Origin of the sequence: Cohnella caldifontis (assembly GCF_029360585.1) — a bacterium.
Classification (GTDB): domain Bacteria; phylum Bacillota; class Bacilli; order Paenibacillales; family Paenibacillaceae; genus Cohnella; species Cohnella caldifontis.
In genome coordinates, this window is sequence record NZ_JAQZSJ010000018.1 from 39881 (window position 1) to 53046 (window position 13166).

Below are 13166 nucleotides of genomic sequence, written 5' to 3' on the forward strand. Positions count from 1 at the left end.
TCACCGGTTCCCGAAAAATCGGGGCAAGTACGCTTGGTTCGCATCGAGCAGTTCGTCCAGCAGCGGCACGGCGATCTCGTACTCGCCGACGAGCGGGTTCGCCATCAGCGCCTGCAGCGCCTTTTCCTTATCGCCGTGGACGGCGGCTTCGACCGTCAGCTGCTCGTAATTTTTCACGGCGCTGACCAGTCCCCAGCCGAACGCGGGAATGTCTTTCAGCGGAATCGGATGGATGCCTTTCTTGTCCACCTTGCAGGCGATCTCCACGACGGCGCCCGGCGGCATGAGCGGAACCGCGCCGCGGTTCGGCACGTTCACGACGCCCCACATGTCCGTGTCATTGTGGAGAGCTTCCATGATGCCGAGCGCGACCTCGGAATAACCGCCGCCGCCCCGCTTGGCGAGCGCCGCCGGTTTTTCGCGCTGATTCGGATCGGCATACGCCTCGAACACTTCCTTTTCCAGCAACTGAACCTGCTCTCCGCGCGTGAGCGGCGCTTCCAGCTGCTCCTTGACCCGGGCCTTCCGATGATAGAAATATTGCAGATAAGGGCTGGGCAGAATCCGGAGATGCTTGACCATTCCTCTGTCCAGGCTGAACGTCTTGTCGGCCGCCAGGTCGAATTCCTCGTCCGTGATCGGACGGCCGTCGACCGTAATGTTCCAGGCGTAGTTGAGGTGGTTCAATCCGTAGAAGTCGTACCGGACGGAAGCCGGATCGACGCCGAGCGCCTTCGCCGTCCAGTAACGCGGGAACAGGCCGCCCGAACAGAGGCCGGCCATGTTCGCTTTCGAATATTTCGTGACGGCCTCCGTCACGAGGCCGGCGGGATTGGTGTAGTTGATGATCCAGGCGTCCGGGCTGTACCGCTCGACGTCCCGCGCGATGTCCAGCATGACGGGGATCGTGCGCAGCGCCTTGGCGAAACCGCCGGCGCCCGTCGTTTCCTGGCCGATCAGGCCGTGCTTGTTCGGGATTTTCTCGTCGAAAATGCGGGCCGCGTTGCCGCCCACGCGAATTTGCACGTTCACGAAAGCGGCGCCTTCGATCGCGTCCCGGCGGTCGGTCGTCGCGCGGATGCGAACCGGGAAATCCAGAAATTCCGCGAACCGCGTGCAAAAGCCGAGCATGATCTCGAGCCGCTTGGGGTCGATGTCCATCAGCACGATTTCCGAAATCGGAAGCCGGTCTTTCATTTTGGCGAAACCTTCGATCAATTCCGGGGAATAGGAACTCCCCGCTCCGATAATCGCAACTTTCAAACCGCTCACGAATCTCACTCTCCCTAGTTTGGATAGCCTCGCGGACCGAGGCGGCCGATTACCCCAGCATCGCCGCGGCGACGGACAGACTGGCCACGTCGCCGACGATTTCCCCGAGTCCGGCCGGGACGACCTGACAAGCTTTCCGATTGATGGACAGCGCCTCCCGCTCCAAATAATCCTTCACGATCGGTTCGAGAATGGAGAGCTGCCGCCCGTAAATGCTGCCGATGACGATGCGCTCCGGATTCAGCAGATCCACGAGAATGGCCAGCCCTTGCCCGAGCCGCCGGCCCACTTCGCGGTAAATCTCGAGCGCGAGCGGGTCGCCGTGCTGGGCCGCTTCCCCGACTGTTTGCGCCGTGACGTCGTCCAGTTCGGAGGCCGCCGCGCAGAACGACGGCGGATTCCCTTCCTCGATCGCGGCCTTCGCGCGGTCCTTGGCGAGCAAGGCAATGCCTCCGCCGCTGCAGAAGCCTTCGAACGAGCCCGCCTTGCCGTAGCCGAGGGGCCCGTCGTCCGCGAGCCGGATGTGGCCGACTTCCCCGGCCATGTCGTTCGTCCCGGCGTATAACTGCCCGTTCAGGATGAGTCCGGCGCCCATGCCCGTGCCGAACGTGAGGAACACCATGTTGCTGCAGCCTTTGCCCGCTCCCCATTTCCATTCCGCCAGCGCGCAGGCGTTCGCGTCGTTCTGCAGGCCCACCGGGACGCCGAACCGCTCCCGGACCGGGGTGACGCAGTCGATGCGGTCCCAGCCGGGCAAGTTCGGCGGCGACAGGACGATGCCCGACCGGCTGTTCAGCGGACCCCCGCAGCTGATGCCGATCGCTTGCAGCGGCTCTTCGGAATGTTTCTCCGCGAGCAGCCGCTCCATCGTATCCATTAACGCAGCGAGCGTCTCCTCCGGCGTAGGGGGAGTCGGGAAGCTTTGCCGGACCAGCAGTTCCATCCCCTGCTCCTTCACCCTGCCGAGCGTGACGGCGCATTTGGTTCCCCCGATGTCCATGCCCCCAAGAAGTGTCATGACGCGAAAAACTCCTCTTCCACCATAATGCAGAGCGCGTGATAAATCGGCAGGTGCCGCTCCTGGATGTCCGGCGTCGAGTCGTACGGGACGCGGATGGACACGTCGCAGAGATCGTTCATCCGTCCGCCGGAGCGGCCGGTCAGCCCGATCGTCCGCATGCCGATCGCCTTGGCCACGCGAAGGGCGTGCAGGACGTTCGCCGAGTTGCCGGACGTGCTGATTCCGAGCAGGACGTCGCCCGCCTGGCCGTAACCGTAAACCTGTTGGGCGAAAGCCAGGTCGGGCGCGGCATCGTTGGCGTAAGCGGTGGATAACGCCGCGTGGCCGACCAGCGAAATCGCCGGCAAGGCGCCCTGCAGGTACTTGGAAATATAAGCGGCGGATTCCCCGTCCACTGCGGCGAGCTTCTCCCGGAACGCTTCCGGGACGGGCCGCTGCTTCAGGAACCCCTTCATCAATTCGCCCACGATATGTTCCGCGTCGGCGGCGCTGCCGCCGTTGCCGCATACGAGAAGCTTGCCTCCGTTCCGGAAACCGGTCCGGAGAATTCGGTACGCTTGCTCGATCTGCTCCGAATTCGCTTGCTGCAATTCCGGATATTTGGCGTACAGCTTCCCGAGAATCGGATTCATCGCCGTTTCCCCCTCTCCGATGTTCGTTTCCGTCTGGATGGTTTTCCGTTTTATAAGTTCAACAAATGGTCTAAGGCTTTGAGGAAAAAGTCCGGTTTGCCGAAGCTGCCCGATTTCAGCGCGAGCAGCATCGGCCTTTCCCCGAAGGTCAGGCAGGACGGCAGTCCCGCCTCGATCTCGGAGACGATGCGCATGCCCCGCACGCCGAGCCGGGCGCAGACCGCCGCCGACGTATCGCCTCCGGCGACGATCGCCCGCCTCTGCCCGGTCGCCTCAAGCACCTGGGCCGTCAGCTCCGCGAGCGAGCCCGAGACGATCCGGGACACCTCGGTGTTCGACAATCCCCTCTGCCCGCCGGCGGCTTTCGTCCGGTTTACTTGCTCCGGGTCGTTCGCGGAATGGACCGCGACGTGCTTGCCGGAGCGCATGAGGCCGGCGATCTCCTCCGCCAGCGAAGCGATCCGCGCCAACCGGGTTTCCGGCTCCAAGAGCGGCAGGGTGTCCAACTCGACGACGCGGATGCCCGCCGCTTTCAGCTCGGAGAGCTGCGCCGCGGTCTGCGGCATCAGGCTACCGGCCGCGATGAACAGGCCGGCGTCCGTGCGTTCGGGAAGCGAAGGCGGCTTCGCCTTCGGAGGCGACGTCTCCGCTTCCAGCAACGCCAGCTCCTCGGACAAGGCGGAGCTGCCGCAGAGTACGCGCTCGCCGCTCGCCGCTTCGGCGATCGTCCGCAGCGAGGCCTGGTCGGCCACGTCCAGAATCAAGTAGCCGCCGGCCCGCTTCCGTTCCGCGATCGCCCGGCGCAGCGCCTCCGCCCCCTGGTCGATGACCGGCTGGTGGATCTCGGAGACATTGCGGCGGGTTTGGGCGCCCAGGATGCCGGACAGGTCGGAACGGGTCATCGGATGCACGGGATCGGCGCGGAACTCCGATTCTTCGAGCTTCTTGCCGTGGACGTAATGGATGCCGTTCTTCGTCGTGCGGCCGTTCTTCGGAAAGCCCAGCACGACGACGGCGAACGGTTCGTCCAGCGCGTCCAGCATCGCGTCGAACTCCGCGCCGATATTGCCGCGGAAGACGGAGCAGGTTTTATTCACGAACCGGGTGCACCCCAGACGCCGCAACTCCCGCGTCGCCTCCTGCACTTTGGCGTACGCGGTCTCCGCCGGATCGAAACGCGAGTCCGTGTCGAGAATGACGACGTCGGCTTCGTCCAGATTCGGATACGGTTCGCCTCCGGACGCGAAACTGTAGACATGGGCGGCATAGCCCGCTTTCGCGAACATGAGGCCGATGTCGCCCGCGCCGGTGATGTCGTCGGCCACGACGCCGATCATGCGTCCCACCTCCGGCGGGGACGGTATCCCGAACGTTCCAGGAAATCGTCGACGACGCCGGCCGGAAGCCGGTTCAATCGGGCGCCCGACGACTGGGCGACGACCCACATGCGGCAAGCGGTCTCCAGCGTCTGGAGCGCCATTCTCGCTTCCTTCGCCGACGTGTCGTAAACGAGCACCCCATGGTTTTCGAGCAGCAGCACGTTCGCCTCCCGCGCTTTTCGGCGCACCGCCTCGCCCAGATCGGCCGAGCCGGGGTGGCAGTAGGGCACGCGGACCACGCGCTCCAGATAGTACATCGTCTCTACGAACAAATCCGACGGTAGCTCCAGGTCCGAGCAAGCGAACAGCGTACTGTAAAACGGCGAGGCGTGCAGGACGGCGCCGATCTCCGGACGGCTCTCGTACACCGCCCGGTGCATCGGCATTTCCTTGGACGGTTTCTTCGCGGCCGGATCGACGAGCGTCCCGTCGAACCGGCATTCCACCAAGTCCTCGTCCGCGAGCTCGCCGAGAAACGTCCCGCTGGCGCTGATCATGTACGTATCCTCGCCCGTGCGGGCGCTGATGTTCCCCGCGTTCCCCCACGCCAAACCGTATTGCATCATATAAAGGCCGGTTTCCCGAAGCTGCCGTCTTGCCGTTATCGCGTCCAACATCGAGACTCCACCGCCTTCCTCAGCCCATCGTTATCGTTTCGAAATTCCATCCCGACAGCTCGAGCTTCCGCTCTCCCGCCGCCACGCCGCTCCAATCGACTTCGATCGCCCGGCGTTCGCCGGGCAGCAGCGTAAAATCGTTGTCCGAGAAGTAGGCGTATCCGCCGGCGCCCAGCGGGCGCGCGTCTTCCAGACGCACTTGCAGCGCCGCGCTGCCCCCCGGATTGGAGAGCTCCAGCAGCCAGCCGTCCCCTTCGCGGTCCCGTTTCGTGACGCGCACTTCCGTTTGAGGCAAGGCGAACATCGGCCGCATGTCTGCCGACCGGCTGAACGTGTAGCGATTGTCCGCCAGCAGCCGGCCCGACGCGTCGGTCAGCTCCAGCGAAAGGAAGAACACGTCGTCCCGCATGCCGTCTAGCGCCGCTTCGATGCTTCCGACTTGCACCGGCTTCCGGGACGGAATCGTCACGCCGCCGGAGCCTTCCCCGTACGCCGTGCCGCTCGCCCCGGCCAGCCGCCAGGAGGCGACGATCCCTTCCAGGGGCAGCTTGGACGAGCTTACCGTCCACAGCTCGGCCGTGAACCGTTCGTGTCCGGCCCATGCCATCCGGTCGAAGCGGGCCGTGATCGCCGTCTCCCGGTACGCCCGGGCAACCGAATAATAGACGGCTTTCGGATTCGCGTAATAATCGAGCGCCGACGTGCACCAAGCGTTCGGGAACGGTTCGTTGAACTGCCACGGCAGCGTGCCGCTGCTCTGCCACTTCCGCCGGCGGTTCGCTTCGAGCGCGTAGCCGAGCCCGGCAGCCTGGAGGAATTGGCTCGCCCGGACCATCGTCAGGACGTCCTTGATCTCCCCGCCGAACGATTCCTGCACCAGTTGCTCGTTGTTCCACCAAGAGCCCCGGTGGAAATACACCGGATTGTCCTTGCCCGCGGGCCATTGGTTCGGGGCCGAGATCGTCGCGTTCAGCGCCTTGAGGTTCGTCATGCCCTCGACGCCGAACTCGCTGTGCAGCAGGGACGTTCCGCGGTTGTACAGCGTATAGTGGGCGGTCAGCCCCTGGTGCTCCCACGGACCGTGCACGTCGTGCATGCCCGTCGGGTCGTTTTCGATATTTTCGAGGCTGTTCATGAACAGTCGACCGCTGGGGGAAGTCGGCAGCCAGAGCGCGCCGGGATGCAGCCGCCGCACCGCGTCCTTGAGCACCGCGAGCACCGGTTCGTCGTCGTCCAGCGGCGACCCGTCGTCCGCCTGCAGCTCGTTGCCTCCGCACCAGATCGCGAGCGACGGGTGATTCCGCTTGCGCGGGACAATCGCCTCCGCCTCCCGGGCCATCAGCTCCAGGAATTCCGGATCGGTGCTCGGCTTGTTCGCGATGCCGGAGCTCGATTGGATGAATTCCTGCCACACCAGGATGCCGTAACGGTCGCAAAGGTCATAGAAAGCTTCCTTCTCGATCAGGCCCCCGCCCCAGATCCGAAGCAGGTTCACGCCCGCGCGCCGCGCCAGCTGCAGCAGCCGCTCCAGCTTCTCCGGCCGGGGCACGCCGTACATCACGTCGATCGGCACCCAGTTCCAGCCCTTGATGAACGTCGGTTCGCCGTTCACGACCAGCTTGTAGGGCTTCGCGCCGTCGTCCGGGGTGTCGTTGCGTTCGAATCGCACCTCGCGGATGCCGAACTTGACCTCGCGTTCCGCGGAGGGCGATGTCCCGCCAACTTCGGTCACGGTCAAGCGGGCTTCGTACAAAGGCTGCTCGCCCGAGCCGTTCGGCCACCACAGCTGCGGGTCCGGCAGCTCGATCATCGCGTTCAGCCGCGTTTCTCCGGCCGCGACCGCATGCCGGCTTTGCGCGGAGGCGACGGTACGGCCATCCAGCGACAGCGCGACGTTCGCCTCGACGACCGCCGCCCGATCCGAAGCCAAAGCCGAGGAAACCGATACATAGGCGGCTCGTGCATCATCCGACAGCTGCGGCCGCACGTAGACGTCCTCCAGCAGCACCGGCCCGGTAACTTCCAGGTACACGTCGTCCCAGATGCCCTGGTGGATCATGCGCGGACAGAAGTCCCACCAGTACGTCATCCGGCTTTTATGCGTGCGCACGTAACGCGTTTGGCTCACTTGCGGCTGTTCGTCCGGCGCTTTCTCGATCACGACGGCCAGCAGGTTGTCCTCGCCATACCGCAGTTCGCCGCCGACTTCGAACACCGCCGGCGTATACATGCCTTCATGCGTGCCGAGTTGCTTGCCGTTCAGGAAGAATCGGGCTGCGTAATCGACCCCTTCGAAATGGAGCCGGATGCGTTGCCCGCGGAGCTTCTCGTCCACGGGAAACCATTTTTTATACACCCACGTGCGCTCCGGCACCCATTCGGCCAGCAGGCTGTTGCGCTCGAAATACGGATCCGGCGTTTCGCCGTTTTGCCAGACGTCGTGGAGAACCGTGCCCGGCACGGTTCCTTTCCGCCACCAGCGGACGTCCTTGGAGTCCGGCTTCTCCGCGTCGCGCCATACCCAATCCTCGCCGACGAAATCCTTGAACAGCCAGTCGCTGCCGTTCAGGCTGATCCGGCCGTTCAACCCCGGTCACCTTCCATTTCGAGCAAATTCGTCTCGACGGCCGGCGCGTTCGGGTCCGCCGGGATCCGCAGCGTTTTGATCTCGCAGGGACCGAATTCCGCCTCCACCGTCCGGTTCCATTGCGGGAAGCGCAGCACGGCTTTCGTCGTCTTCTTGGCCGACTCGTAGCAGCGCACGATGAGGTCGTCGTTGTCCTCGGCCTTCTTCACCGCGCTGACGATGATGTTGTCCCGGTCCACCGACAGGTACGAATCCTTCTGCGGCAGGGGCCCTTGGTGATACGTCTCGATGATCGCGACCGGCGGCTGGTTCAGCTCCAGCGTGCGTTTCACCGTGCCGGCCGTCTCCCAGCTGCCTTGATGCGGCAGCAGGCGGTACCGGAAGGTCTGGATGCCTTGGTCGATGAACGAATAGTGGCCGTCCTCGTCCGGCACGCGCGGCACGTGGTGCGCGTAGATCGGGCTGCGCAGCACGGTCAGGGCCAATTCCTTGTTTAGCATGCTGTAGCTGTATTTCGCGTCGTTGATCAGGGACAGGCCGTACAACGAGCCTTCGCCCCGGATGATGCCGGTATAGTCGACCCAGCCTTGCCCCGGCTCTTCTTCGCCGTTATGCTCGCGTTCCTTGAAGCCGTAGGGGATTTCGTAGGTCTGCTTGGTGAATTGCAGGTTGATCGGGAACACGAGCTTCAGCGCTTTGAAATGCTCGCGCCAGTCGACCGTCACTTTCACGTCGATATAGTCCAGGTCGCGGTACATCGTGAAGTCTTGCACGAGCGTCGAACGGCCGTATTCGCTCTTCGCGCGGATGACCGATTTGACCGGCCCGTGCTCGACGCGGCGCACGCTGCGCGCCTTGAATTCGCCGATCTTGTCTTGGAAATGGAACACGTCGTGGCTCCACGTATCCGACTTGTCCTCGATGACCGCCGGCACCGCGGCCGGTCCGTCGAACACGTCGAAGCCGGCTTTTTTGTCGTGCAGACGGGAGATGAAGCCCGTGTTCGGATCGAATTCAAGCCGGAAGCGGTCGTTCTCCATCGAATAATCGTTCGAATGGACGGACGGCGCCGCCAGCTTGGCCGGACCGTCTTCGCGGTTCAGCACCTTGTAAACGCGGTACCCCATCGGGGGCAGTTCGGCGATGAAGCTGATGCGCCACCGGCCGTTCGCCGTGGCGAGCGACTGTACGAGCTGGTACGGCACCTGCTTGCCCGTCTCGTCGACCAGCACCGTGTAATCGCGGATCGGCGAAATCTCGACCTCCACGTTCGCCCGGCTTTCCCAAGCGTGCGGATTGAACACGACGATCGGCTTCATGCCCTCTTCCTGCTCGATCCCGACGTTCCAGGAAAACGATTGGACCGCGTAGTTGAGGCCGCGCTCCGCGATCGACATCGCCTCGCCGTGCATGTTGCGGGCATCCTCGTAGGCGGGCTCGATGCTCGTGCCGGCCAGGATGTCGTGGAATTGGTTGAACAGCACGTTTTTCCAAGCGCGGTGGAAGTCCTTCGGGTATTTCTGCCCGTTCACGCGCTCGGCGAGCGCGGACCACTTCTCCGCCAAGATCAGCTTGTTCTCCGCCTGCCGGTTCCACATCTTGATGCCGCTGTGCGCGGCGTAGCAGCCGCTGGCGTGATGCTGGAGGTCGTCGTGAACGACGGGATGCTCCAGTTTTTCGACTTTCTTGAAAAAGTCGAGCGGCGAAGCGAACGTGAGGCGCGGGAACGAGGGATCGGCGTCCATGCGCCGGATGCTCTCGATGTTTTCCTTCGTCGGGCCGCCGCCGTGGTTGCCCACGCCGTAGAACACCATCAGGTCGTCCACCGGTTCCTTCAGCTCGCCGATGCAGCGCTCGACGTGTTTGTCCAGGTCTTTGCCCCAGGTGCAATATTCGAAAGGCAGCCGGTAAGCCAGCACGCGGGAGCCGTCGTCGGACTCCCAGACGAACGTGCGGGAAGGCAAGCCTTTTTCGTTCGGCATCGGGCGCATCATGACGTAGTAGTCCATGCCGCTTTTCTTCAGGATTTGCGGCAGCATGCCGTGGTGGCCGAAGCTGTCCACGTTGTAGCCGATTTTCGACATGACGCCGAATTTCTCGAGGAAGTAGCGCTGGCCGTACAAGCCCTGGCGCACGAACGATTCGCCGCCCGGGATGTTGCAGTCCGGCTGGATCCACCAGCCGCCGCAGAGGTGCCAGCGGCCCTCGCGGATGCGCTGGCGGATTTCCTCGAACATTTTCGGCTCGTTCTCCTCGACCCACTCGTAAAACGCGGCCGAGCTGGACGTGAACACGAAGTCCGGGTATTCGCTCATGCGGTCCAGCACGGAGCGGAACGTCGCTTTCGTCTCCTGGACGCCTTCTTGCCATTGCCACAACCAGACCGGATCCAAATGCGCGTTCCCGATCATGTACAGCTGCTTCTCTTTCATCCACGATCCCTCCAATGGGTCTGTCTGTAATCGGCTGCTCCTACTCCCGAACCGTCACGAGCGCTTCCGCCAGCTGGCCGAAGCGCGCGCCGTCCACCGTGACGTCCGCGGCCACCCGTTGGCGCCGCCCCGGCGTCCCCGGGGTGACGCGGAACTTGGCGCGTCCCCATTCGCCCGGCGGCAGCGTCACGACCGCCGCTGCCGGTTCCACGGTCCACCCGGGCGGCGCGTGGAGGCGAACCTCCGCGCGGGCTTCGCGCCGGTACGGGTTTTTCGCTTCCGCCTCCATCTCGAACGTCTGCCCTAAGCGGACGCGGGCTTGGTAAGGGGTGAGACGCGCGCCCGCGCCTTCGGCGCCGAAGTCGACCTCCTCCAGCGGGAGCAGGTCCCGATGAATCCGCGCCAGCTTCTCCCCCCGCTCGGCCAACTCCTCGTAGTAGCCGGGCTGTACCCGCAGCGGCGACCAATGGCCGGTGCAGATCCAGTCCGGCCGCAGCTTCGCGTACAACGCGGCGCTGTCCGCGAAATCGTCGATCCGATAGCGGTTCGGATAGACGTAATTTTCCATGATGCCTTCCCCGCCATGGTACTGGTCGCCGGCAATCAGCACCCGCTTGCCGTCGACTTCGAGGAAAATCGCGACGGCGTAAAGCGTATGTCCCGGCAGCGGATACAGCGTGAATTCGTACTCTTCCCAGCGGATCGGCTCTCCGAGCCCCAACTCCCGGTCGACCGGGATCGGGTCGTACCAGAGGCAGGGCAAATCGTAAAACTCCGGTCGGCGCAAAATATCGGAGAACGCGACCGCCGCCCACACCTGCGCGCCTTCTCGGTCCCGCAGCAGGTTCAGGCCGGCGACGTGATCGTCGTGGTAATGCGTCGGCACGACCGCGTCGATCTTCGTGACGCCATACTGCTTCTTGAGCGCTCCGAGCGTATACAGCCAAGGTCTGCGCGAGGACCGTTCCGTGCCGGCCGGCAAGCCCATGAGGAAATCGTGGCCGAAGTCGAAATAGAGCGCTTTGCCGCTCTTCGACAGCAGCACGTAATGGTAGGCGAAGCTGGTCCGGTTGCGGAGCAGGTGCGGCGTCACCTCTTCGAAAGGCCGTTCCCTCAGGTTCAGCAAGCCTTCGAACTGCCGGCGGAAGCGCAGCAGCTCCCAGAGACGTTCAACCAGCAAGTCGATCGCTTCCGACGGCTTTTCCATGACATGGCCATGCGAGGGAAGCAGCAGGTCCGGGCCGCGGTCTTTCAAGTCCAGCAGCGACAGCACGGAGTGGGCCAAGCCCTCCCCGCCGCCGTACGACCAGTGCGTCGCCGCCAGCGACCAGACTTGGCCGGGACCGTAGATCAAGTCGCCGGTGAACGCGACCGCGCGGCCGTCGATTCGGGACAGGAAACTGACCGAGCCCACCGTATGGCCGGGCGTCGGCACCACCGTCAAGTCGACGCCCGCATGGCGCACCGTTTCGTAATCCTTCAGCGTCCCGGCGATCGGCACCGGCTCGAGCGGCGAGAAGCGGTCCTGACGGACATTGTAGTTATTCATCAGTTCCCGGGCCTGCCAATACGCGTCGACTTCCGCGAACAGCTCCTGCTCGTTGTGGGGCACCCAGATCGGGATGCCCGCCCGGACGGCCCGTTCCAGCCCTTGCGCCTGGTCGCGGTGGTGATGCGTCATCAGGATCGCGGCCACCCGCGTCACCCCGATCTCCGCCAGCCGGTCCAGGATCTCTCCGCTGCCGAAATCGACGAGCACGGCTTCGTTGCCGTTCCTCGCCGCGTAGACCTGGCACGTATCCCGGAACGAATATAGGTTTTCGGACAGTCGTTGGAACATGTTCGGTGCCTCCTCGTTCTGGCGAATCAGGCGAATCAGGCGGTCCGGACGGGGTCGTCGGAACCGTCCCAGCCGTTCTCCCCGTTAAAAACCGGGACGCTCCCGCGTTGGACGCTTTCGGCGGCGAAAAGGAACATCGCCGTCGACCAGGATTGGCCGCCGTAGCCCATGGGGCGTCCGGACAAGCCGTGGAACCACTCGTTGAACTCCCATTCCCGCCGTTTGCCGAGCCGGTTCATTTCCGCCAGCTTGCCGAGCTGGTATTCCGCCTCCGCGTACCTGCCCGCCTTCACGAGGGCGGCCACGTAAAATCCGCCGATGAACGGCCAGGCTCCTCCGTTGTGGTAATGGTTCGGCAGGTTGAGGTTGCGGACGCGGTAATAATCGCGCCAATCCTTGTCGCCCGGCTGGATCGGCGGATACAGGCAGCGGACCGGGAACGGCTCGTTCAAGCCGCAGCCGTGGATGTAATCGAGGATTTTGTCCGCCTGCTCCGCGCTTGCCACGCCGAACAGAATCGCGAGCAGGTTGCCCAGCGTATCGAACCGGTCGGCGTAATCCCGGAATCCCATATAAGGCAAATAGAACGGCCGTTCCACCAGCTCCGTGTGCACGCGCTTCAGCGGGTACAGCCATTCCTTCCGCTCGTTCGCCACCCACTCCAGGTCGAGCGGCCGCTCCGGTCCGACCCACAGCAGCGCGTTGATCTTGCGCCGGACGTCGACCGCGCTCACCCGATACGCCTCGGACGGCTGGCCGAGCGCTTCGGCCATCTCCGCCATGCCCTTCCATGCCGCGTAATACAGCACGTTGTCGTACAGCACGTTATAGCGGTTGGCGAACAGGTCGGCCCAATCCATCGCTTCGTGCACTTCCAGCAAGCCGCATTCGTTGGAATCCTGGTATCGCAGCCAGAGCAGAGCCTTCTCCAGGCTGGGCCACGCCTCCCGCAGCTTGGCGAGGTCCTTGCCGATCCGATAGGCGTAGTAATGCCCCACGATGTACCACAAATTCCCGTCCACGCAACCCGCGTGGATCGTGTCCTCGACCGCGGCGCCGGTCTTGCCGCCCGGCTCCAGCTTTCCTCCGTGCGCGATCAGCGCCGGATCCTCCACGTCCGTGAAGCCGACGTTATGCGGGATTTTCCCGAGCGCGCTCTGGAAACGGCGAAGCGTGTCCAGCGACCGGCCGTGGATCGCGGCGCCTTCTTCGGCGGAGGCAAGCATCAAGCCGAAGCCGCAGATCATGCTGTCCCGCGCCCATACCTGCCGGTAGGCCTGGTTCGAGCCGAGCAGCCCCAGCTCGCCTCCGTTGCCGAGCAGCGTGCTCTCCGCATGGTTCCAGGCTTCCCGCACCAACGTTTTCCAAGCCTCGTCCGCCATCGTC

9 protein-coding genes are annotated in these 13166 nt (G+C 64.1%); all 9 read right to left on the reverse strand.

Annotated elements, in window-relative coordinates; translation table 11 throughout:
• From PTZ19_RS20275 to PTZ19_RS20315, 9 genes are read right to left on the reverse strand one after another with little or no spacing between them, the layout of a single operon-like run.
• Positions 1-1272, reverse strand: a complete 1272-nt coding sequence (locus PTZ19_RS20275) for a 6-phospho-beta-glucosidase (protein ID WP_276357138.1) — start codon at positions 1270-1272, stop codon at positions 1-3.
• Between the two features lie 49 nt (positions 1273-1321).
• Entirely contained in the window at positions 1322-2290 is a 969-nt protein-coding gene (locus PTZ19_RS20280; RefSeq protein WP_276357141.1) for an ROK family protein, read from the reverse strand.
• Positions 2287-2925, reverse strand: coding sequence for a D-sedoheptulose-7-phosphate isomerase (locus PTZ19_RS20285; protein ID WP_276357144.1), 639 nt, complete (start codon positions 2923-2925; stop codon positions 2287-2289). Before PTZ19_RS20285 ends, PTZ19_RS20280 begins: the two co-directional genes overlap by 4 nt.
• A 50-nt stretch (positions 2926-2975) precedes the next feature.
• Entirely contained in the window at positions 2976-4262 is a 1287-nt protein-coding gene (locus tag PTZ19_RS20290; protein WP_276357147.1) for a four-carbon acid sugar kinase family protein, read from the reverse strand.
• Positions 4259-4921, reverse strand: a complete 663-nt coding sequence (locus tag PTZ19_RS20295) for a class II aldolase/adducin family protein (protein WP_276357148.1) — start codon at positions 4919-4921, stop codon at positions 4259-4261. The genes PTZ19_RS20290 and PTZ19_RS20295 overlap by 4 nt, the downstream gene beginning before the upstream one ends.
• Positions 4922-4940: 19 nt before the next feature.
• Positions 4941-7508, reverse strand: coding sequence for a glycoside hydrolase family 2 protein (locus PTZ19_RS20300; RefSeq protein ID WP_276357151.1), 2568 nt, complete (start codon positions 7506-7508; stop codon positions 4941-4943).
• A complete protein-coding gene (locus tag PTZ19_RS20305) occupies positions 7505-9940 on the reverse strand; it encodes an alpha-mannosidase (RefSeq protein WP_276357154.1) in 2436 nt (811 codons plus the stop codon). The genes PTZ19_RS20300 and PTZ19_RS20305 overlap by 4 nt, the downstream gene beginning before the upstream one ends.
• Positions 9941-9980: 40 nt before the next feature.
• Positions 9981-11780: an MBL fold metallo-hydrolase gene (locus PTZ19_RS20310; RefSeq protein WP_276357158.1), complete on the reverse strand. Its 1800-nt coding sequence runs from the start codon at positions 11778-11780 to the stop codon at positions 9981-9983.
• 35 nt (positions 11781-11815) lie between these two features.
• Positions 11816-13162 (reverse strand): amylo-alpha-1,6-glucosidase, encoded by a 1347-nt coding sequence (locus tag PTZ19_RS20315; RefSeq protein ID WP_276357161.1) that lies wholly within the window; start codon positions 13160-13162, stop codon positions 11816-11818.
• Positions 13163-13166 lie beyond the last annotated feature (4 nt).